19 protein-coding genes are annotated in these 20,778 nt (G+C 65.2%); 7 read left to right on the top strand and 12 right to left on the bottom strand.

What is annotated here, in order from left to right:
* Positions 1–7: 7 nt before the first annotated feature.
* Positions 8–376: an antibiotic biosynthesis monooxygenase family protein gene (locus ACYCVF_RS13865; RefSeq protein WP_459596058.1), complete on the bottom strand. Its 369-nt coding sequence runs from the start codon at positions 374–376 to the stop codon at positions 8–10.
* A 98-nt stretch (positions 377–474) separates the two neighbouring features.
* On the opposite strand from ACYCVF_RS13865, the gene ACYCVF_RS13860 reads away from it, so the two are divergent.
* Complete coding sequence (locus tag ACYCVF_RS13860; protein ID WP_459596057.1) at positions 475–945, top strand: MarR family winged helix-turn-helix transcriptional regulator; 471 nt, start codon at positions 475–477, stop codon at positions 943–945.
* 298 nt (positions 946–1,243) lie between these two features.
* Here ACYCVF_RS13860 and ACYCVF_RS13855 read toward each other — a convergent pair whose 3' ends face one another.
* The 3 genes from ACYCVF_RS13855 to ACYCVF_RS13845 form a co-directional block, all read right to left on the bottom strand.
* Positions 1,244–3,106 carry an ABC-F family ATP-binding cassette domain-containing protein gene (locus tag ACYCVF_RS13855; protein WP_459596056.1) on the bottom strand — a complete coding sequence of 621 codons (1,863 nt, stop codon included), beginning with the start codon at positions 3,104–3,106 and terminating at the stop codon, positions 1,244–1,246.
* 46 nt (positions 3,107–3,152) lie between these two features.
* Positions 3,153–3,326, bottom strand: coding sequence for a hypothetical protein (locus ACYCVF_RS13850; RefSeq protein WP_459596055.1), 174 nt, complete (start codon positions 3,324–3,326; stop codon positions 3,153–3,155).
* 213 nt (positions 3,327–3,539) lie between these two features.
* Positions 3,540–3,797 carry a sulfur globule protein precursor gene (locus ACYCVF_RS13845; RefSeq protein WP_459596472.1) on the bottom strand — a complete coding sequence of 86 codons (258 nt, stop codon included), beginning with the start codon at positions 3,795–3,797 and terminating at the stop codon, positions 3,540–3,542.
* Positions 3,798–4,097: 300 nt separating this feature from the next.
* Here ACYCVF_RS13845 and ndk point away from each other — a divergent pair, with 300 nt between their 5' ends.
* The 3 genes from ndk (at position 4,098) to ACYCVF_RS13830 (ending at position 7,952) form a co-directional block, all read left to right on the top strand.
* On the top strand, positions 4,098–4,520 hold the full coding sequence (gene ndk, locus ACYCVF_RS13840; RefSeq protein WP_459596054.1) for a nucleoside-diphosphate kinase: 423 nt from the start codon (positions 4,098–4,100) through the stop codon (positions 4,518–4,520).
* A gap of 44 nt (positions 4,521–4,564) precedes the next feature.
* Positions 4,565–5,425, top strand: a complete 861-nt coding sequence (locus ACYCVF_RS13835) for a TerC family protein (protein ID WP_459596053.1) — start codon at positions 4,565–4,567, stop codon at positions 5,423–5,425.
* 193 nt (positions 5,426–5,618) lie between these two features.
* Entirely contained in the window at positions 5,619–7,952 is a 2,334-nt protein-coding gene (locus ACYCVF_RS13830; RefSeq protein ID WP_459596052.1) for a TonB-dependent receptor, read from the top strand.
* Between the two features lie 7 nt (positions 7,953–7,959).
* On the opposite strand, the gene ACYCVF_RS13825 is transcribed toward ACYCVF_RS13830, so the two are convergent.
* The 5 genes from ACYCVF_RS13825 to ACYCVF_RS13805 all read right to left on the bottom strand — a co-directional run bounded on the left by ACYCVF_RS13825 (position 7,960) and on the right by ACYCVF_RS13805 (position 13,547).
* On the bottom strand, positions 7,960–8,271 hold the full coding sequence (locus tag ACYCVF_RS13825) for a DUF3240 family protein (protein WP_459596051.1): 312 nt from the start codon (positions 8,269–8,271) through the stop codon (positions 7,960–7,962).
* Complete coding sequence (locus tag ACYCVF_RS13820; protein WP_459596050.1) at positions 8,268–11,345, bottom strand: efflux RND transporter permease subunit; 3,078 nt, start codon at positions 11,343–11,345, stop codon at positions 8,268–8,270. Before ACYCVF_RS13820 ends, ACYCVF_RS13825 begins: the two co-directional genes overlap by 4 nt.
* The gene (locus ACYCVF_RS13815) at positions 11,346–12,479 is read right to left on the bottom strand and encodes an efflux RND transporter periplasmic adaptor subunit (RefSeq protein ID WP_459596049.1); all 1,134 of its coding nucleotides are present in this window, start codon (positions 12,477–12,479) and stop codon (positions 11,346–11,348) included.
* 217 nt (positions 12,480–12,696) lie between these two features.
* On the bottom strand, positions 12,697–13,260 hold the full coding sequence (locus tag ACYCVF_RS13810) for a cytochrome b/b6 domain-containing protein (protein ID WP_459596048.1): 564 nt from the start codon (positions 13,258–13,260) through the stop codon (positions 12,697–12,699).
* A gap of 11 nt (positions 13,261–13,271) precedes the next feature.
* On the bottom strand, positions 13,272–13,547 hold the full coding sequence (locus tag ACYCVF_RS13805) for a PepSY domain-containing protein (RefSeq protein ID WP_459596047.1): 276 nt from the start codon (positions 13,545–13,547) through the stop codon (positions 13,272–13,274).
* 236 nt (positions 13,548–13,783) lie between these two features.
* On the opposite strand from ACYCVF_RS13805, the gene ACYCVF_RS13800 reads away from it, so the two are divergent.
* The 3 genes from ACYCVF_RS13800 to ACYCVF_RS13790 are packed head-to-tail and all read left to right on the top strand — an operon-like array spanning position 13,784 to position 16,142.
* Positions 13,784–14,110 (top strand): PepSY domain-containing protein, encoded by a 327-nt coding sequence (locus ACYCVF_RS13800; protein WP_459596470.1) that lies wholly within the window; start codon positions 13,784–13,786, stop codon positions 14,108–14,110.
* Positions 14,110–14,775 (top strand): response regulator transcription factor, encoded by a 666-nt coding sequence (locus ACYCVF_RS13795; RefSeq protein WP_459596046.1) that lies wholly within the window; start codon positions 14,110–14,112, stop codon positions 14,773–14,775. The genes ACYCVF_RS13800 and ACYCVF_RS13795 overlap by 1 nt, the downstream gene beginning before the upstream one ends.
* The gene (locus ACYCVF_RS13790; RefSeq protein ID WP_459596045.1) at positions 14,772–16,142 is read left to right on the top strand and encodes a sensor histidine kinase; all 1,371 of its coding nucleotides are present in this window, start codon (positions 14,772–14,774) and stop codon (positions 16,140–16,142) included. The genes ACYCVF_RS13795 and ACYCVF_RS13790 overlap by 4 nt, the downstream gene beginning before the upstream one ends.
* Before the next feature lie 55 nt (positions 16,143–16,197).
* On the opposite strand, the gene ppx is transcribed toward ACYCVF_RS13790, so the two are convergent.
* From ppx to ACYCVF_RS13775, 3 genes are all read right to left on the bottom strand, one after another.
* Positions 16,198–17,700, bottom strand: coding sequence for an exopolyphosphatase (gene ppx, locus ACYCVF_RS13785; protein ID WP_459596044.1), 1,503 nt, complete (start codon positions 17,698–17,700; stop codon positions 16,198–16,200).
* A gap of 15 nt (positions 17,701–17,715) precedes the next feature.
* Complete coding sequence (locus tag ACYCVF_RS13780; protein ID WP_459596469.1) at positions 17,716–19,905, bottom strand: RNA degradosome polyphosphate kinase; 2,190 nt, start codon at positions 19,903–19,905, stop codon at positions 17,716–17,718.
* Between the two features lie 152 nt (positions 19,906–20,057).
* Positions 20,058–20,735, bottom strand: a complete 678-nt coding sequence (locus ACYCVF_RS13775; RefSeq protein ID WP_459596043.1) for a P-loop NTPase family protein — start codon at positions 20,733–20,735, stop codon at positions 20,058–20,060.
* Between the last annotated feature and the right edge of the window lie 43 nt (positions 20,736–20,778).

Genomic DNA, 20,778 nt, shown 5'->3' with positions numbered 1-20,778 from the left:
GCCGAAGCTACGCGACGCAGATGCCGGGCACGGCGACCTTGCGGAACAGATGCGGAGAGGCGACTGCGGTCGAGGGATAGGCTGAGATCTTCGATCTGAACTCAGGGTGCTTGAATGCAGCCCGGAAGTGGGCAGTCGATTCCCAGATGGCGTAGTTCAGATATGTCGGGCTTTCACCGATCGCACGATGAAGCTGGGTGGCAATGAAGCCCGGCTGCCGTTTCATGAAGGCGGCATCGTCTTGCCAGATTTGGAGGAAGCTTTGTTCGTGGGCTTGGTCGAGGGTGAACACATTCACTAGGACCACAGGGCTGGTGTCGATGCCAAGCTGGCGTTCGATGGGAAAGTCGGGGTCCAGTGGGCGGAGGTGCGCCATGGCCGGCTCCGTTCAGTTTGGTGTCATGTTGTCAATGGGGTATCCTGAGCAAACTAGCTATTTGACATCATCATGTCAATAACAGTCCATGGTGACGGATGCCGAAGCCCCAACGAACGCCGGCCGGTGATGCTCTGACGAACCTCATGCTTGACTTGTTCCGGCTGAATAGCCTGCTCCTGACCGCAGGGGACCGCCTGGTGGCCCGGCTCGGGCTCACGAGCGCCCGCTGGCAGATCCTTGGCGCCATCATGGACGCAGAGCGTCCCCAGCCGGTGGCCTGGCTTGCCCGCGATCTGGGTGCCAATCGCCAAAACGTGCAGCGCATCGTCAATGACCTGAACGCGGAAGGACTTGTTGCTTTCGAGGCCAATCCGCATCACCGCCGCGCGCAGCTTGTCGTCCTGACAGACAAGGGGCGGCGCGCTTTCGATGCCGCCATGGCTTTGCAGGCGCCGTGGGTCAATAGCCTTTCGAAGGGGCTTTCGGTCAAGGACCTGCAAACCGTTCATCGCATCGTCGCGGACCTGCGGACGAGGCTCGAGAGCGATACGGAGAGCGAGGCTTAGGGCGCGGCGAACCGGTGAGAGTTGACGGCTGCTCTTCGCGATGTGCTGCCGGAACGCCGCCCGCGGCCCTGGGCGCGATGCTGACGCTTGAGATCGACCGGTGGACTCCGACCATCAAGGCAGCCGGGCAATACGCGGACTGAGCCATTGCGGCGAGCAATCGCGACCTCGGAACCACGAGAGTGGAGCCACTAAAGGGCTGCAAATTCAATCGTTCATTGATCGGTATTCTGGCACCGGTGCTGTGCATGGGGTTGTTTCGTCACATTTTGATCGAGCAGCCCACGCGACGGAGGCGCTACCCTGCCGCCTCGTCGTATTGTGCGCTCGCCTCGAGCCATTGCTCCTCCGCACGCGCCAGTGCCTCGGCTGCGTTCACGCGCGCCTTCGACAGTTGCGCGGCCTGCTTGGGATCGCGGCTGAAGATGTCGGGTAGCGCCAGCGCGGTGTCGATCTTGGCGATGATCTCGGTGACGCGGGCGATCTCGGCTTCGGCGTCCGCGATGCGTTTCTTCAGCGAGCCGCGATTGTCCGACCTCGCGCGCTGCGGCTTCTCGAGCGCGGCGCTGCGCTCGCGCGGGGAGCTTTCCGCGTTGCGCGCGGACAGCACCAGGCGGCGGTATTCGTCGAGGTCGCCGTCGTAGTTGGTGACGGTGCGGTCGGCGACGATCCAGAGCCGGTCGGCGCAGGCCTCGATCAGGTAGCGGTCGTGCGAGACCATGATGACAGCGCCGGGGAATTCGTTGATGGCTTCGGCGAGCGCGGCGCGGCTGTCGATGTCGAGATGGTTGGTCGGCTCGTCCAGAATGATCATGTTGGGGCCGAAGAAGGTCGCCAGCCCCAGCAGCAGCCGCGCCTTCTCGCCGCCCGAGAGCTTGCCGGCCTTGGTGTCGGCCGCCTTGCCGGAAAAGCCGATCGCGCCGGCGCGGGCGCGCACCTTGGCTTCGGGCGCATCGCCCATCAGCTTGCGGACGTGGTCGTAGGTGGAGGCGTCCTCGTTCAGCTCGTCGAGCTGATGCTGCGCGAAATAGGCGATCGACAGCTTGTCCGCGCGCGTGACCCTGCCGGAGAACGGCGCGAGCCGCCCGGCGAGCAGCTTCACGAGCGTCGACTTGCCGTTGCCGTTGGCACCGAGAAGCGCGATGCGGTCGTCATTGTCGATGCGCAGGGTGACGCGATTGAGCACGGGGCTGGCCGGGTCGTAGCCGACCGACACGTTGTCCGCCGCGATGATCGGCGGCGACAGGATCTTCTCCGGCGCGGGAAAGCTGATCTCGCGCACGTCCTCGGTGACCAGCGCCGTGATCGGCTTCAGCCGCTCCAGCATCTTCACGCGAGACTGTGCCTGCCGCGCCTTGGAAGCCTTGGCCTTGAAGCGGTCGACGAAGGCTTGCAGCCGCGCGCGCTCCGCTTCCTGGCGCTTGAGCTGCTTGGCATCGAGCAACTCGCGCGCGGCGCGCTGCTCCTCGAACGAGGAATAGGTGCCCTTGTAGAGCGTGAGCTTGCCGCGCTCCAGGTGCAGGATCTGGTCGACCGAGCTTTCCAGGAGGTCGCGGTCGTGGCTGATCACGATCACCGTGCGCGGATAATGCGCGAGGTGATCCTCCAGCCACAGCGTGCCTTCAAGATCGAGATAATTGGTGGGCTCGTCGAGCAGCAGGAGGTCGGGAGCCGCGAACAGCGTCGCGGCGAGCGCGACACGCATGCGCCAGCCGCCGGAGAACTCGGCGCAGGGGCGGAGCTGATCGGCGGCGGAGAAGCCGAGGCCGGAGAGGATGGCGGCGGCGCGGCTCGGCGCCGAATGCGCGTCGATGTCGACGAGCCGGGTCTGGATCTCGGCGATCCGGTGCGGATCGGTCGCGTGTTCGGCCTCAGCGAGCAGCGTGTCGCGTTCGAGGTCGGCCTTGAGCACGACGGAGATCAGGCTTTCGGGCCCGTTCGGCGCTTCCTGCGCGAGGCTGCCGATGCGCCAGCGGGGCGGCAGCGTGACCGAGCCGTGCTCGGCCGCAAGCTCGCCGCGGATCACCTTGAACAGGGTCGACTTGCCGGTGCCGTTGCGTCCGACCAGGCCAACGCGTGATCCGGGCGTGATCTGCACGGAACTGTTGTCGATCAAAAGGCGTCCGGCGAGACGGATTGAGAGATCGGTGATGGACAGCATGCGGCCTTGTCACCGCAAGGCGCGTCGAACGCAACTCGTTTTTCCGTCAGTGCGCCTCGCGCTCGCGCTGCCTCAACTGGTTGAGGAGCTCCTCGAGATGTGTCGGGAGGCGCGGTTCGGGCCGGAGGTTCTGCTGCAGCCGTTCGGCCACGGCGTCGCAAATCGAGCGGCTGGTACGCCGGTCGATCTGTTCGCTGTCATTGGCAAGAAGGCCAGCCATCGCGGGGTTCCGTGTTCGCAAAGTGAGGACACGGTACCAAGTCATTGCTGCCCAATTGGTTTCGCTGATTGTGGGAAATGCCGGGCATTCTCGTAAAAATTGTATGAACCGGGCCTTGTCCGCTCAAGGCAAAGCCCCGGCGAGGGGAGCGCCGGGGCTTCTCCTGGAAGGTACCTGGGGGGCTTAGGTACCCTTGGAAAGGTGCTGACGGGCTCAGTAGCAGCGGTTGATCAGCCGCCAGCGGGGTCCCCAGGGGGTCGGGACCAGCCGGCGCACATAGCAACCGCCATAACCGTAAGAGACCGGGCCGCCGGCATAGAAGCGCGGCCCACCCCAGCCGTGGTGGCCATGGTGCCAGCCGCCGCGATGCCAGCCGCCGTGCCAATGGGCGGAAGCGGAGGTCGGCGCCAGCGCGCCACCCAGCGCGACCGCGGCGACGGCGGCAAGCGAAAGTTTCCTCAACGTGGTGATCTCCTAAGACTGCCGGTGCGGGGCTATCGCGTCGATGGAAAGACCGTCGGAACGATCCGCCCGACGATCAGGCCTCGGCTTCGATGCATCCGACCTTACTCCGGGGAAGCTGAACCGATCCCTGACGGCGGTTTCAGATTGGGTTCATCTGGGTGAAATTGTTGTCATCCTTGCTGAAATTGCAGCCCGTCTCAGCGGCGAAGCTCCTGTGCGGCGGTTTCGCGATCGCTTGCCGTCCGGCAAAGGCGCCGATATAAGCCCCGCAACTCCGAACCACCGCTTTTCCCAGGGACAAGATTTATGGCCATCGAACGCACCTTCTCGATCATCAAGCCCGACGCGACCGAGCGTAACCTGACCGGCGCGGTCAACGCCGTCATCGAGAAGGCGGGTCTGCGCATCGTCGCGCAGAAGCGCATTCGCATGACCAGGGAGCAGGCCGAGACCTTCTATGCCGTCCACAAGGCGCGCCCCTTCTTTGGCGAACTCGTGGACTTCATGATCTCCGGTCCGGTCGTGGTGCAGGTTCTGGAAGGCGAGGGCGCGATCGCCAAGTACCGTGAGGTGATGGGCGCGACCGATCCGGCCAAGGCTGCCGAGGGCACCGTCCGCAAGCTCTACGCCAAGTCGATCGGCGAAAACTCGGTGCACGGTTCGGATGCGCCCGAGACCGCCGCGATTGAGATCGCGCAGTTCTTCTCTGGCAACGAGATCGTCGGCTGATCCATCGGCCGACAGGTTAGGGACGACGGGCGAAAGGACTCATTGTGGACTGGCTTTGGCAGATCTTCGATCCCGCTACGATCGGGGCATTCTTCACCCAGTTCCGCAATGAGATGGCCGAACCGACCTTCTGGATTGCGGTCGGCAAGATCATCTGGATCAACATTCTGCTCTCCGGCGACAACGCGCTGGTGATTGCGCTCGCCTGCCGCGGTCTCTCGCCGCGCCATCGGCTCTGGGGCATGATCTTCGGCGCCGGCGCAGCGGTGATGCTGCGGATCATCTTCACCGGAATCGTCGCCACCCTGATGGGGCTGCCGTACCTCAAGCTCGCCGGCGGTCTCGCGCTGATCGTGATCGCGGCCAAGCTGCTGGTGCCGGAAAACGAGGACGAGGACGACGTCGAGTCCGCCTCGCATCTGTGGCACGCCATCCAGATCGTCGTGGTCGCCGACATCGTCATGAGTCTCGACAACGTCATTGCGGTCGCCGCCGCGGCCAATGGCAGCGTGCCGCTCTTGATCCTCGGCCTCGCCATCAGCGTGCCGCTGATCGTCGCCGGCGCCGCGCTGATCATGGCGCTGCTCGCGAAGCTGCCGGTCCTGGTCTGGGCCGGCGCTGCGCTGCTCGGCTGGGTTGCGGGTGAGGTGATCGCGACCGACCCGGGCATCGCGCCGAAGCTGCATGCGCTGCTCGACGGCCCGCTGGGCACCTCGTTGGACAGCATGCTCGGCGCGCTGCGTATTCCTCCGCAGTTCGGCCATGGCGGGGCAGGTGGCGAATATCTCTGCGCCATGCTCGGCGTCGTGGTCGTGCTGGTGGTCGGCTACATCTGGCGCCGACGCAGCCTGACCCAGGAGGCGCTCGAATCCTCCGAGCGCCACGCCAAGGCCTCAGCGGAGTGATTGGGACGGCAGCGGTGTCCGCACTGAGCCGGTTGCGATCCAGGGGACAGCCGCGGCCAGCAGCCGGCGCTTCTCCCCATATTTAGATCTTGTCTTATTCTAAACTACTGAAAGTAAAGGCTCTTTCGTTGACTCGGTGACTGTTCCACCATCACGTCGCCCCGGTATTCATCAAACCGGAAGCTGCTGCGAGATGCCGTCGAAAGTCATTTGCCGTTCCACTGCTGTTCTGGCGTCCACCGTCAAAGCGCCTCCGAGGTTCTCCAGCCCCGCGGCATTCGCCGCCTCCCTTGTCTCGATCGCCTTGTTCGCCGACGGCTTCCTGCACGGCGCCAACGCGCAAAGCGCCGGGACGGGGGCAGAGCAGGCGACGTTGCCGGCCGTGACGGTCACAGCAGACGCGCCGAAGCCGCGCGCACGTCCGCGCTCCAATCCAGGCCGCAGGGCGGGCCGTAGCGCGCCCGCGAACGAGCGGGCCAAGTTGCAGGCGGAAGCGACCCCCACGGCTGCGAGGCCCGGCGCACTGCCGCCGACCTACGCAGGCGGGCAGGTCGCCCGGGGAGGTCAGGTCGGCTTGCTCGGCAACAAGGATTTCATGGATACGCCGTTCAACATCACGAGCTACACGGCGAAGAAGATCGAAGATCAACAGGCCGTTACGGTCGCAGACGTCGTCAGCAACGATCCTTCGGTCCGTTTCACGGGGCAGACCGGCGGCATCCTCGACTCTTTCTTCATCCGCGGCTTTCCGATCGGGGAGGGCAACGTCGGAGAGATTGCCTTCAACGGAGTCTATGGCGTTGCGCCGAACTACCGTGTGTTCACCGACTATGTCGAGCGCATCGAAATCATCAAGGGGCCGACTGCGCTGCTTTACGGCATGGCGCCAAACAGCAGCGTCGGCGGCACCATCAACATCGTGCCGAAGCGTGCGGGAGACGTCGATCTTACACGGGTGACGACCGACTACGCGACGCGATCACAGTTCGGTACGCATCTCGACGTGAGCCGAAGGTTCGGCGAGAACCGCGAATTCGGCATTCGCGTCAATGGCAGCTATCACAACGGCGATACGCCGCTGGACAACCAGAGCCGGGAGGCGCATGTCGGCTCCGCGGCGTTCGATTATCGCGGCGAGAAATTCAGAGCTTCGCTCGACTTCATCGACCAGGAAGAAAAGTTCGACGCCCCCACGCGGCCGTTCCTGGTCGCAATGGGCGTCGCGGTCCCGACGGCGCCGGTCGGTCGGCGCAACGTGACGCAGGCCTGGGAATGGGCCAAGGTTCACGACAACTCGTTGCTGGCGCGCGCCGAATACGATGTGACTGAAACTGTGACCGTGTTTGCCGACGCCGGTGGCGGCAGGACCCAGGTCGATCGTCTGTTCGGCACGCCGACGATCCTGAATGCGGCGGGCAACACCACCTCCACTCCGGGACGCTTCAAGTTCGACATCGACAGGAACGTGGCCGACGCCGGCGTGCGCGCGCGGTTCGACACCGCCGCGATCAGTCACGTCGTGACCTTCCAGGGAAGCTACTACACGGACGAAATCGCGCGCGGCTCGGTGAACGGCACGCCGGTGCTGTCCAACATCTATGCGCCGATCGCGCGTCCCCAGCAGCTCGTACCGGCTCCCGCGACCGTGCCGAAGCTGTCGGATACCGAACTCACCGGCCTTGCGCTGGCCGACACCATGTCAATTTTCCAGGAACGCCTGCAATTGACCGTCGGCGTCAGGCAGCAGGGCGTCAAGTCGAACAACTACAACACAACCACGGGAGCTGTGACCGCCGCTTATGACCAGACGGCGTACACGCCGATGGTTGGCGTCGTCGTCAAGCCCTGGAGCAACGTTTCGCTCTACGCCAATTACATCGAAGGGCTCAGCAAGGGCGACTTGGCACCGAACACGGCGAGCAATCAAGGCGAGGTCCTTGCACCCTATCTCAGCAAGCAGAAGGAAGCAGGCGTCAAGGTCGATTTCGGCATGCTGGCGACCACGATCAGCCTGTTCGAGATTACCAAGCCGTCGGGGCAGACGGGAGCCGACAACATCTTCCGGGCCGATCAGGAGCAGCGCAATCGCGGCGTGGAATTCACCGTGTTCGGAGAAGTGCAGCCGGGCATTCGCGTCCTTGGCGGCGTGACGCTGATCGACGCCGTGCTGACGAAGACGAGCACGCTGGCAAATATCGGCAAGACGCCGATAGGAGTGCCCGAGGTGCAGGCCAATCTGTCCGCTGAATGGGACACCCCGTTCGCACCCGGACTGACGCTGGTCGCAAACACCATCTATACCGGGCACCAATATCTGAATGGGGCAAACACGCAGGTCGTTCCGGCCTGGACCCGGCTCGATCTCGGCGCGCGCTATAGCACGCGCATCAACAACCGGCCCGTCACGCTGCGGGCCCTGGTCCAGAACGTGTTCGACACCAATTACTGGGCCGGCGTCGCAAGCTACTCGGCACTGGCGCAAGGGGCGCCGCGAACCCTGCTCTTGTCGATGTCGACGGATTTCTGAGGTGGTCTCAATCGATCGTGCCGAACTCCGTCACGGGCATCGTCCAATAGACGAGCTTCGTTCCGGCGAATGAAGCCCGCAGCCGGTCGAGCAGGCCGGCGGCGTTTCTCTCTGCCAGGACCATCTGCACGACGGTCTGATCGGCGTGGCCCTTCACGCGTTCGGCGGCCGTCTGCAATCGGACTTCGGCGCCGTGACCGGCTCCGTGCGATGCCGTGAATCCCGAAAGGAGGTCGGTCTGTTCGATGAGATAGTCGAACACCTCGTCGCGGAGCTGACGCGGTACGATCAGCGTGAGACAGACCGGCCGATCGCTCATTTCGCCACCTTCGACGTTCCACCATAGCGGCGATACAGGATCGGCAGGAGAATCAGGGTGAGCAGGGTGGACGACAGCAGCCCGCCGATCACGACGATGGCAAGCGGTCGCTGCACTTCGGATCCTGGCCCGGAGGCGAACAGCAACGGGATCAAGCCGAGCGCCGTGATGCTCGCGGTCATCAGCACGGGCCGAAGCCTGCGCTTGGCGCCCTCGACGACGATGCGATCTTCGCTTAGGCCATGGGCGCGGAGTTGGTTGAAGTAGGACACCAGAACGACGCCATTGAGGACGGCGATGCCGAGCAGCGCGATGAATCCAACCGAGGCCGGCACCGACAGATACTCGCCCGTCAGGACCAGTGCGAAGACGCCCCCGATCAGGGCAAAGGGGATGTTGACCAGGACCAGCAAGGCCTGCCGGATGGCGCCGAATGTGGTGAAGAGCAGCAGGAAGATCAGACCAATCGCGACCGGAACCACGATGGACAGGCGTGCGGCGGCGCGTTGCTGGTTCTCGAACTGTCCGCCCCATGTCAGCCGGTAGCCGTTCGGGAGCGGGAGTTCGGTCGCAACCTTCTGGCGGGCCGCTTCGACGAAGCCGACCATGTCGCGCCCGCGGACGTTGGCGCGAACGACGCTCATGCGCGCCCCATCTTCGCGGTCGATCTTCACCGGTCCGTCGACACGCTGGATTCGCGCGACCTGCGACAGCGCGACGTGCTGTCCGGAAGCGAGAGTCAGCGGCAGGCTCGCCAACAGCGTCGGGGCCTCCCTGGTCGTCTCGCTGCCGCGGACGAGAATGGGTGTGCGTCGGCCCTCCTCGAGTGCGGTCCCGATCGTTCGGCCCTCGATCTGGGTCCGGAGCGAGTTGACGATGGAATCCACGGTCAGGCCGAGGCGGCCCGCCTCCATGCGATTGACCGCAACAGTGTAATATTGAGCGCCTTCGTTCAGCGTCGTGTAGACGTCCTCGGCACCGTCGATGCTGGACAGGATAGCCGACAACTTGGCTGCGGCTTCGTTCAGCCTCGTGATGTCCGGGCCGAAGATCTTGACGGCGACGTCGCCGCGCACGCCGCTGATCATCTCCTGCACGCGCATGTCGATGGGCTGGGTGAAGCTGAGCGAGATGCCGGGAAAGCCGGCGAGGACCTCGCGGAGCTTCTGCAGCAAAGCCTCCCGATTGTCGGTCTGCCTCTCGGCGGCGGGCTTGAGCACGAGGAACGTGTCGGTCTGGTTGGGGCCCATGGGATCGAGGCCGAGCTCGTCCGACCCGGTCCGCGCGACGATGCCGGCAACGTCCGGCACGGCCAGAAGCGCTTTCTGAATCCTCGCATTCATGGCAAGCGACTCGTCGAGATTGACGGAAGGCAGCGTCTCCACGCTGACGATGACGTCGCCTTCGTCCATCGTCGGCATGAAGGTCTTGCCGAGCCTGGTATAGGCGAATCCCGCAGCGACCAGGCCGATGAGCGCCGCAGCCATCACCTTGCGTTCGTTCTTCAGGGCCCAATCCAATGCAGGCGCGTAGACCCATTGCGCCGCACGGACCAGCATGGGATCGCGATGCGATCCTGACTTGAGTACAAAGGAGGTCATGACCGGGATCACGGTGAGCGCCAGCAGCAGTGAACCGGTGAGAGCGAAGATGATGGCCAGCGCGACCGGGATGAACAGCTTTCCCTCCAGTCCCTGCAGCGTCAGGAGGGGTATGAACACGATGATGATGATGAGCACGCCCGAGGCGACCGGTTCCAGGACTTCGCACACCGAACGGTACACCAGGTGGATCAGCGGAACAGCAGCTTTGCCCGGTTCGTGCTTGCCGAGATTGCCGACGATGTTCTCGACCACGACGACCAGTGCGTCGATCAACATGCCGATCGCGATCGCAAGTCCGCCTAGGCTCATCAGGTTGGCCGACATGCCGACCACGCGCATGACGATCAATGCGAAGACGATGGCCAGCGGCAGGCTGAGAGCGATCACCAGCGAGGCCCGCCAGTTGCCGAGGAAAAGCAGCAGGAGGACGATGACCAGGGCAGTGGCCTCGCCGAGCGCCCGCACCACGGTGCCTACCGCGCGGTTGACCAGGTGGCTGCGGTCATAGAACACGTTGATGGAGACGCCTTTCGGCAGCGAGGGTTGCAGCTCGGCGAGCCGGGCGCGCACGTCGCGGACGAGCTGACCGGCGTTGGCGCCGCGCAAGCCGAGGACGAGCCCTTCGACGGTCTCGCCGCCGCCGTCCGAGGTGACTGCGCCGTAGCGGGTCAGCGTCCCGATTTTGACGTTCGCCACGTCGTTGACCAGGATCGGCACGCCCTCGCGGGCGTCGACGACGATGGCCTTGATGTCTTCGATCGACCGGATGCTGCCCTCGATCCGGACCAGCGCGCTGTCCTCGCCCTGGTTCACCCGACCGGCACCATCGTTGCGGCTATTGGCTTCGATGGCCCGGCGAAACACGTCGTAGGAAATGCCGCGCGCGGCGAGCGCATCGTTGCGCGGCACGATCTCGAAGGCGCGGACGTAACCGCCGAGCGCATTGACGTCGGCAACGCCGGGGACCGTTCGCAGCGCGGGACGGATCACCCAATCCAGCAAGGTTCGGCGCTCGGCGAGCGAAAGCTCGGGACTGTCGATCGTGAACATGAACATCTCGCCGAGGGGGCTCGTGATCGGCGCAAGACCTCCGGTCACCCCGTCGGGAAAGTCACGGGCGATGTTCGACAGCCGCTCCGACACCTGGTTGCGCGCCCAGTAGATGTCGGTGCCGTCCTCGAAATCGACGGTGATGTCGGCCAGTGCATATTTCGTGGTCGAACGAAGGACCTTCTTGTTCGGCAGTCCGAGCAGTTCGAGCTCGATGGGAACCGTGATGCGCTGCTCGACCTCCTCGGGCGTCAGGCCCGGCGCCTTCATGATGATCTTGACCTGAACCGGCGATACGTCGGGAAACGCGTCGATCGGCAGGCCGGGTAGCAGGACGGCGCCGGCGCCGACCAGCAGCAGCACGCTCAGCAGGACGAACAGTCGCTGCGAAAGCGCGAACGCAACCAGGCGCCGGAGCATCTATTGCCCCAGCCCCGAGAGAATGCCGCGAAGCGCCGAGATGCCACCGATCGCGATCTCGTCCTGCTCCGTGATAGGACCGGACACCACGACATGGTCCTGGTCGTCCGCAACAAGCTTGACCGGGACCAGCCGGAAGCCGCCGGCTATTGCAACGAACACCGAGGTCCGTTCGCCCCGCCGCACCAGCCCACTATAGGGAATCTCCCATGTGCTTTCGCCGGCGGAGAGAAAGCCGATGCGGGCAACGGTGGTCTGACCGGGATGCAGCTCTCCGTCGTTGGGGATTTCTGCGCGAACCAGGATGGTCTGGGTGGCAGGGTCGATGGTGTCGGAGACCAGCACGACCTTGCCGGGGGAGGTATAGCCCTCGATCTCGACTTTCGCACCGGTGCGGATTGCGCGAATATTGGCTGCAGGAACCGCGATTTCAGCCCATAGTGGTGAGAGCCGCGCCAGCTTGACGAGCGGCGCGGATTGTTCGAGCCGCTGTCCCGGCGACACCGCGACCTCGACGACGGATGCGGTTTGCGGCGCATTGACCGTGAGCGTCGCGCTGATCGCCGCCTCCTGGGCCAGCCGAGAAATGGCTTCGTCGGACATCCCGCTCAGATGCAGCATCTGACGCCGCTCGGCGACCACGAGAGCGGCCTGGCGCGCTTCAGCCTGGCTGGCCTCCAGCACGCGCTGCGGCACGGCCTTGCCCTCGAACAGATCGGCGTTCCGCCTCAGCTGCTGGCTGGCCAGATGCTCCTGAGCGATCGCGTGCAGGTAGTCGCGCTGCTGGGAGACGAAACTTGGACTCTCCAGCGTGACAAGCGGCTGGCCGGCCGAGGCGCGGTCTCCGCGCCCGACGAGGAGAGTGGCGACCATGCCGGCCACCGGCGCGCTGACGACCCACAATTGCTGTGTGGGGATCACGATCTTGACGGGATAGGGCAGCGTCAGATCGGTCCGGATCGCGACCGGGTGGGTCACGCGCACTCCGAGATTGCGCGCCTGCACATCGCTCAGCTTCAGCTCATTCTCCGCCATCGCCACGGAAGGTAAGAAGCTCAATGCCATCACAACGAGCGTACGAGCGAGCGTGGCCCGAGAAGAGGCGAGAAGGAGAGTGGCGCGACTGACTCGCATTAGGGATGTCCCACGCTCACCGGCGGGCGAAGTGCTGTTCGATTGCATCTTTGCCTTACTCCACCACCGCCTTGGTTGATTTGCCTCAAGCGGCATTTATCTTCTTCCCGCGATCGGGCCTTCCTTGAAGTCCTGGACGGGCGCGGCAAGCGCCGAACGCTGTGGTGGAACGGGAGCCAGTTCGTCGAGAGATAATGAACCGGCTCCTCGGCCCCGGTTACGATGGACGCTTGCTTCCCGTGATCATCGCCTTCACCAGATTCTCGCTGTGCTCGAAGCTCGCCACCAGGACGCCGAGCACGTGGACGACGACGAGGCCGATCATGAGGTTGGCGAACGACTCATGCACCTCCTCCACCCATTTTTCTCCCCAGAAGCTGCCGCTGGTCATCATGCAGCCGGTGGTGCAGGTGCCGATCAGCGTGACGATCAGCGCCACGACCATCGCGCCGCCGGCGGGATTGTGACCGAGATAGCGGGGCGCCTTGAGCAGTGCCACGTCGCGCATATAGGCGAAGACGGCGTGCGGCGAGCGCACGAAGTCTCTGAAGCGCGCATGGCGGGGCCCCACGAAACCCCACGCAATTCGTACCGCAAGCAAGCCGGCAATCGTGTAGCCGGCTGCGATATGGACACTTTCGATCTCGTCGCCGGTCGCATAAGCGAGCAGAAACAGCCCGGCCAGCGACCAATGGAATACGCGCACGAAGGGATCCCAGACCTTGACCTTGGCCGTCGGCGTCTCGCCGCCGGCTAGGGTCGTCTCGTGAATGGCGCTCATCGCTCAGCTCCCTACAGCTGACCGACGATCTGGCCGCTGGTCGGATCGACGAACAATTCGATCCGGCTGCCAAACCTGTCGATCGTGTAGAGTTCACCGCATGCATTCTTGAGCTTGGCCTTCTGAACCTTGTAGCCCTGGGCTTCGATCTTGGCCTGCAATTGCTGAAGCGGGAGCCAGCTCGTCTGTGGCGCTGCTGTGCAGGGACGCCCGAGGCTGCCGGCATGAGCGGTCGCGGCGGCTGCGAGCACGGCGGCGGTAACGGTGAAGAAGGTGATCTTGCGCATGGGTCTCTCCGGCTTGTGGCGCCAGGCCGCGGCATGCGGCGAGGCGATGTGCGGACATTGGCAGAAGAGCCCTGACCGCCACCTGTTGGAGCATGTCAGTGAATTGTCAGCCGAGCGGCCAACGAGGGTCACGCGCCCGAGCAGAAAGAGCTGGCGGCAACCGCGGCCGCCGCCCCTGACGGGCCTTGTTGATCCACGTCAGCGATCTGTCAGGTCGAATAGGGCATGCTTTGCCCATGCAACGACCTCGCCTTTTGGAATTCCTTGCAGTGCCATTGCTGGCGGGAGTGCTGCTTGCGTCCGTGCCTGCGTCAGCAAGCGATCACGACAAAGGTGCCCCCGACGCGGTTCGCCGCGCTGTCGAGGCTGGCGAAATCAAGCCGCTCGCCGATATCCTCGCATCCGTGCGTGGCAAGCTGCCGGGCGAGGTTGCCGGCGTCGAAATAGAGCGTGCGCGCGGCCGCTGGATCTATGAGTTTCGCCTGGTCGATGACAAGGGCCGCCTCTACGAAGCGTACGTGGACGCGCGCAGCGGCGAGATTGAACGCATCAAGGAGAAGTGATGCGCCTGCTGCTCGTGGAGGATGACCGACGGATATCGGCCGATGTGGAGAGGGCGCTACGCGCGGCCGGCTATGTGGTCGAGATGGTCCGCAACGGCGAGGAAGCCTGGTTCCGCGGTGACACCGAGGATTACGGCGCCGTCGTCCTCGATCTCGGCTTGCCCGGCATGGACGGTCTGGCGGTGCTCAAGCGCTGGCGCGCCAACGGAAGGTCGATGCCGGTGCTGATACTGACGGCGCGCGGCAGCTGGGCCGAGCGCGTCGATGGTATCGACGCCGGCGCCGACGACTACCTGCCCAAGCCGTTTCGCATGGAAGAATTGCTGGCGCGCCTGCGCTCGATCGTGCGCCGCTCGGTGGGGCAAGCTTCTCCTCGGATTGCCGCCGGCGAGGTCGAACTCGACGAGCGTCAGATGAAAGTGACACTGCGCGGCGTACACGTCGCGTTGTCGCCGCTGGAATATCGCCTGATCGCCTTTCTCTTGCACCACCGAGGCCGCGTGGTGTCGCAGCAGGAGCTCGACGAGAACGTCTACGGCCACGGCGAGGACCACGAGTCGAACGCGCTCGAGGTGCTGGTCGGCCGAGTGCGCAAGAAGCTCGGTGCCGATCTGATCGAGACCAGGCGCGGCTTCGGCTATCTGGTACCGGAGACGACACCGTGAGCTGGGGCTCCCTGCGGCTGCGACTGGTCGCTGGCGGAATTGTAGCCATCCTGGTCGCGCTGACGATTGCCGGCGCCGGGCTGACGCTGCTGTTCGAACGCCACGTCACGCGCACCATCGGCGACGACCTCGACGTCTATCTGAAGCAACTCGTCGCGGGTATCGACGTCGATGCGCAGGGCAGGCTGGTGGTGGGCCGGCCGCCGGCCGATCCGCGTTTCGCAGATCCACTTTCTGGCTTGTACTGGCAGGTATCAGACGACGGCAGTCAGGTGCTGCGTTCGCGTTCGCTGTGGGACACGGCGTTGGATCTGCCGCAGGACGAACCGTCGCCTCGCGAATTGCACCGTCATGTCATCCCCGGGCCTGCGAACGCACGGCTCCTGGCCAGTGAACGCCGCGTGTTGCTGACCATGGGCGACCGCCGCGCGCCGGTGCGTGTCGCTGTGGCGGCCGATCTCGCCCGCGTGGCGGTCGCCGCATCGCAATTCGCAAGGGATCTGGCGTTGGCGCTCGGGATGCTGGGGCTGGTGCTGGCGGCGGCCACCTCGATCCAGGTCGCGCTGGGCTTACGTCCGCTCGACGCTCTTCGCCGCGGCGTCGCGGACGTCCGCTCCGGGCAGCGCAAGCATCTCCCCGCCGATGTTCCTGCCGAGGTGAAGCCTCTGGTGGAAGAGATGAACAGCCTCATCGACGCCCAGGAACGCGAGATCGAGCGTTCGCGCAGCCGCGCCGCCGACCTGGCTCATGGGCTGAAGACGCCGCTCGCCGCACTCGCGGCAGATGTCGCGCGCTTGCGTCAGCGCGGTGAGCAGGACGTCGCCCAGGCAATCGAAGCCGTCGGCGACACGATGAGCCGTCACGTCGACCGCGAGTTGGCACGCGCCCGGGCGCGGGGGACGGCACGACGGCGCGGCGCAATTTCCACGCCCCTCAGATCGCTTGTCCAGTCCCTGATGCTGACGCTGGCGCGCACGCCCGCAGCGCAACGGCTCGAGTTCAAGACCTGCATAGCGGGCGAGCCGAGCGTACCGCTCGATCGCACCGATCTGGCCGAAGTGCTCGGCAATCTCCTGGAGAATGCCGCCCGTCACGCCAGGACGCAGGTGCGCATTGGGGCCAATGCCACCGCGAATCCGGCGATTTCCGTCGAGGACGACGGCCCGGGAATCGCGTTCGCCGAGCGCGCCCGCGTACTCGAGCGTGGAGTAAGGCTTGATGAACGTGGCGAGGGGGCCGGCCTCGGCCTCGCTATCGTTCAGGACGTGCTCAGCGCTTATGGGTGGCAGCTTGTTCTCACCGATTCCGAACTCGGCGGACTGAAGGCCGTCGTCGCGCCACAGGACAGTCGTCTCCTCGTTGCGTGACCAGCCTGCTCGTTGCGCGTCTCAACCCCAGGGCGCATCGCGCTGGCTCTGTTTGTCAGCGCCTCACGATCGAGCCGGTGCGGTTGATCAGGCGGGCGAGCTGGCGGAAGCGGCTGCCGACGCGGTCGGCGACGAGGTCGGAGAGGCGGTGCTCGAACACCAGCATCAGTTTGCGGCTCTGGCTGCGGAAATGCGTGGCGGGCAGGACGCCCGGACGCGCTGCCGAGATCAGATGCGCGACGCGCAACGCTGCGCCCAGCAGGCGCGCGCGTTCGAGCTGGGCCGGCGTCAACAGCTCCTGCATGGTGACCGGCGGCTGGTTCTCCTCGTTCAGGCCGGCATAGCGATAGAACACCGACAGGCCGACGAAGGCGCGCTCGATGTGCGTGATCGCCCCGAAATTGCCGTTGACGACGAGACTCAGCGTCTGCTCGCCGCGATGATCGGGATGCACGCGCCAGCCGATGTCGGACAGCAGACATGCGGTGTGGCGCAAGCGGCGGTCCGCTTCGCTTTCGCGCAGCTTGACGATGCGCACGAGGCGGTCAGTCCAGGCGATCAGCTCGCGGGCGTGTTTGGCCGAGCGCGACAGCAACTGGTTCAGCTCCTCGGCCGCGCAGATCAGCCCGTCCCTGTTGCGCTCGATCTCCGGCAGCTTCTCGTGCAGCAGGCCCTCGCGCACACCGAAGGTCGAGAACACGATGTTCTTGGGTTTTGCCACGCGAATGATGTGCTCGAGCACCAGCGCCGCATAGGTGAGGAGCGGCCGCCGCGCATCGGCGACGATCTCGATGTCCGCGAGCATATCGGCGGCTGCGAGGCGCCGAAGGCGGCGCGAGAAGTCGAGGGCCTCGGCGGCAGAAATCGAGTAGCCATGCATCACCTGGAGCGGATAGCCGCTCTGGATGATGTGGATGCGCGCGAGCGCGCGCCAGGTGCCGCCGACGGCGTAGAAGGTCCGGCCGCGGCCTGCGGTGAGCTGCGGCACCTCGTCGAGCTCCTCGCGTACGATGCGATCGGCGCGCTTGAGCGACTTGTGCGCGAGATCCTGGAGCGCGAGACCGCCGAGCGGCAGCGTCACGCCGCTGCGTACGGTGTTCCGGCGCACGTCGATCAGCTCGAGCGAGCCGCCGCCGAGGTCTCCGACGATGCCGTCGGGATGATGGATGCCCGAGATCACGCCGAGCGCCGACAGCCGCGCCTCGCGCGGGCCCGACAGGATCTCGATCTTCACCGCGCAGATGCGCTCGGCCCTGGCGATGAAGTCGGGGCCGTTGGAGGCGTCGCGGCAGGCCGCGGTCGCGATCGCGAACACCCGCCCGACCTGCATCACGCGGCACAATGCGCGGAAACGCTTGAGCGAGGTCAGCGCCTTGTCGACGGCGTCGGGCGCGAGCAGGCCCGTGCTCTGCACCTCGCGCCCGAGGCCGCACAGCGTCTTCTCGTTGAAGATCGGGATGAGGCTTCGCGACAGTCGCTCGTAGACGACGAGACGGACCGAGTTGGAGCCGATGTCGATCACCGCGACGCTCGAGCCGCGCTTGCGCGGCCGCTTCACGTCGCAAATCCCCGGTCAGGATTGATGGCGTTCGTTCCGGCGCGTGAGACGACGCGGCGAGGATTCCTTGAGCGACTTTCCACGGCCAGACAGACTCGGATTTGTCATGAAGTAGTTGTGGACGTTGAAAGGCTCCTCGCCCTTCGCGGTCTTCATACGCGTTGACGACCCGTCCGGCAACAACTGCCAGCTCTGTTCATTGTCCTTCAGATTGGCGACCATGATCTGTTCGAGAACCTGCTGATGCACCGTGGGATTTTGCAGCGGGCACAGCACCTCGACGCGGCGGTCGAGGTTGCGCGGCATCATGTCGGCGGACGAGATATACACAGCCGCTTTGGCGCTCGGCAGGCCCTGGCCCATGCCGAAGCAGTAGATTCGGCCGTGTTCCAGGAAGCGCCCGATGATTGACTTGACGCGGATGTTCTCCGACAGGCCCGGGATGCCGGGCCTGAGGCAGCAGATACCGCGCACCACGAGCTCGACCTGGACGCCGGCCTGGGAGGCCTCGTAGAGCGCGTCGATGATGTCGGGGTCGACCAGCGCGTTCATCTTCATCCAGACCGCGCTGGGCCGGCCGTGCCGCGCATGCGCGGTCTCGCCTTGGATGTGCTCGATGATGCGCTTGCGCAAGGTCAGCGGCGACACCGCCATCCTTTCCAGATCGCTCGGCGCGGCATAGCCGGTGATGAAATTGAACACGCGCGCGGCGTCGCGGCCAATGGTCGGATCGGAGGTGAAGTAGGAGAGGTCGGTGTAGATGCGCGCGGTGACCGGGTGATAGTTGCCGGTGCCGGTATGGACGTAAGTCGTGAGGCTGCCGCCCTCGCGGCGCACCACCATCGAGAGTTTTGCGTGCGTCTTCAGTTCGAGGAAGCCGTAGACGACCTGCACGCCGGCGCGTTCGAGGTCGCGCGCCCAGCGGATGTTGGCCTCTTCGTCGAAGCGAGCCTTCAACTCGATCAAGGCCGTGACGGATTTGCCGGCTTCGGCCGCTTCGGCGAGCGCGCGCACGATCGGCGAGTTGTTGGAGGTGCGGTAGAGCGTCTGCTTGATCGCGACGACATCTGGGTCGCGTGCGGCCTGCTGCAGAAACTGCACGACGACGTCGAAGGATTCGTAGGGGTGATGGACGACGAGATCCTTCTGCCGGATCGCCGCAAAGATGTCGCCGCCGTGCTCGCGCACGCGCTCGGGATGGCGCGGCACGTAAGGGGTGAATTCGAGATCGGGCCGGTCGAGGCGGGTGAGCTGCGAGAGCTCGTTCATCGCCTGCACGCCGTCGACCAGGAAGACCTCGTCATCGGCGGCCGACAGCGCGTGCTGCACGAAGCTGCGCAACTGCTCCGGCATCTTGGCATCGATCTCGAGCCGGATGACGGAGCCGCGCCGGCGGCGCTTGAGGGCGGTCTCGAACAGGCGGACGAGGTCCTCGGCCTCTTCCTCGATTTCGAGCTCGGAGTCGCGGATGATCCGGAAGGCGCCCTGGCCGTGCAGATTGTAGCCGGGGAACAGGCGGTTGATAAAAAGGGCGGTTGCCTGCTCCAGCGAGATCAGCCGCACCGTGCCTTCGGCCGGCAGGCGGATGAAGCGGTCGATCTTGCCGGGCATGCGGATCAGCGCGTTCATCTGCTTGCCGTCGGCGGCGCGCGTGAGCTGGAGCGCGATGGTGAAGCCGAGGCTCGGAATGAACGGGAAAGGGTGGGCGGGATCGATCGCGAGCGGTGTCAGCAGTGGGAAGACGTTGTTGAGGAAATAGTCCTCGATCCAGGTCCGTTCCGCCTTGGAGACTTCCTTGCCGTCGACCAGCACGATGCCGACCTCGGCCAGCGCGCTGCGCAGGTCGCGCCAGATCGCCTGCTGGTCGGAGGCGAGTTGGGAGACGGTGCGGTTGATCAGCGCGAGCTGCTCGGACGGCGTCAGGCCGTCGGGGCTGCGCTCGGCAATGCCCTCGCGCACCTGGGCCTTGATGCCGGCGACGCGGACCATGAAGAACTCGTCGAGGTTATTCGCCGAAATCGACAGGAAACGCACCCGCTCCAGCACGGGGTGGTTGGGATTGACCGCTTCCTCCAGGACGCGGCGGTTGAAGTGCAGCCAGGACAGCTCGCGGTTGATGAACCGTTCAGGGCTGGATGCGATCGCCGGCAAGCCCTCGGGTTCTTGGGCTTTCTCTTTAGTTTCAACAGCTTGCGCAGAGTCCATCAGAAGTCGGTCCATCCTGTCTCGCCTCACTTTGCGACTTATGCGCAAAACCCCGGGGAGCATGTGTTACACCGATGACGTTTCGATGACATTGATGTTCCGCCTCTCCGCGGCGTCAAGCTGGCTTCGGGGACTTGAAGGAGCCGCGCCGATCAGGCGTCCCTGAGCAGCTCTGCCGCTAGAGCCCGGGTTACGGGACGGCCGAGGCGGAGGGCTTCAGCGTCGAGCAGTTCCACGGCCTGCCGGGCGGCGGCCGAGGACCGCTCCAGGCGGGTGGCGAGGTAGCCCACCACGCTCTCATCCACCGTGAGCTGGCGGTCGGCGCAGAACTTGACGATCAGGCCGCGGAAGAGCTGGTCGTCGGGGGGCAGGAGCGCGACCACCGGAACGGCCCGCAGACGCGAGCGCAGGTCGCGAAGCTCGATCTCCAGCGAGGCCGGCGCCTCGCGCCCGGTGAAGAGGACGTAGGCGCCTTCCTCGCGGGCGAGGTTCATCAGGTGAAAGAGGGCGCGCTCGTCAAAATCCTTTGCCTTGAGATCTTCGACCACCAGCGCGCCGGTGGCGAGCGCGCCCGGCACGCCTGCCGCGGTCAGGGCGTTGGCGGTGGTCGAGCGGGCGCCTGAAAGCTCGGCCCAGATCGCGGCGAGATGGCTCTTGCCGCTGCCTTCCGGGCCGGCCAGCCACATGACCCGGTTTGGCCATTCCGGCCAGCTGTCGATCAGGCCGACGCCGGCAGCGTTGGCCGGACCTTCGAGGAAATTGTCCCGGCTGAGGCTCTCCGCGTGCGGAAGCGAGAACGCCAATTGTCGGGGATGGACGCGGCCTGCCACGCTTGCTTTGCTCCATGCCGGCGCGCCGGCCCGTTTGAAGAGA

The organism is Bradyrhizobium cedriense (genome assembly GCF_054602315.1).
This window is presented reverse-complemented; position numbering and strand designations above follow the sequence as displayed.

Coding starts and splice junctions, on each gene's coding strand:
- ACYCVF_RS13800 (WP_459596470.1), top strand. CDS start 13,784: ATGCAACGACCTCGCCTTTTGGAATTCCTTGCAGTGCCATTGCTGGCG.
- ACYCVF_RS13795 (WP_459596046.1), top strand. CDS start 14,110: ATGCGCCTGCTGCTCGTGGAGGATGACCGACGGATATCGGCCGATGTG.
- ACYCVF_RS13865 (WP_459596058.1), bottom strand. CDS start 376: ATGGCGCACCTCCGCCCACTGGACCCCGACTTTCCCATCGAACGCCAG.
- ACYCVF_RS13805 (WP_459596047.1), bottom strand. CDS start 13,547: ATGCGCAAGATCACCTTCTTCACCGTTACCGCCGCCGTGCTCGCAGCC.
- ACYCVF_RS13830 (WP_459596052.1), top strand. CDS start 5,619: ATGCCGTCGAAAGTCATTTGCCGTTCCACTGCTGTTCTGGCGTCCACC.
- ACYCVF_RS13855 (WP_459596056.1), bottom strand. CDS start 3,106: ATGCTGTCCATCACCGATCTCTCAATCCGTCTCGCCGGACGCCTTTTG.
- ACYCVF_RS13810 (WP_459596048.1), bottom strand. CDS start 13,260: ATGAGCGCCATTCACGAGACGACCCTAGCCGGCGGCGAGACGCCGACG.
- ACYCVF_RS13860 (WP_459596057.1), top strand. CDS start 475: ATGCCGAAGCCCCAACGAACGCCGGCCGGTGATGCTCTGACGAACCTC.
- ACYCVF_RS13780 (WP_459596469.1), bottom strand. CDS start 19,905: ATGGACTCTGCGCAAGCTGTTGAAACTAAAGAGAAAGCCCAAGAACCC.
- ACYCVF_RS13820 (WP_459596050.1), bottom strand. CDS start 11,345: ATGCTCCGGCGCCTGGTTGCGTTCGCGCTTTCGCAGCGACTGTTCGTC.
- ACYCVF_RS13850 (WP_459596055.1), bottom strand. CDS start 3,326: ATGGCTGGCCTTCTTGCCAATGACAGCGAACAGATCGACCGGCGTACC.
- ndk (WP_459596054.1), top strand. CDS start 4,098: ATGGCCATCGAACGCACCTTCTCGATCATCAAGCCCGACGCGACCGAG.
- ACYCVF_RS13825 (WP_459596051.1), bottom strand. CDS start 8,271: ATGAGCGATCGGCCGGTCTGTCTCACGCTGATCGTACCGCGTCAGCTC.
- ACYCVF_RS13815 (WP_459596049.1), bottom strand. CDS start 12,479: ATGCGAGTCAGTCGCGCCACTCTCCTTCTCGCCTCTTCTCGGGCCACG.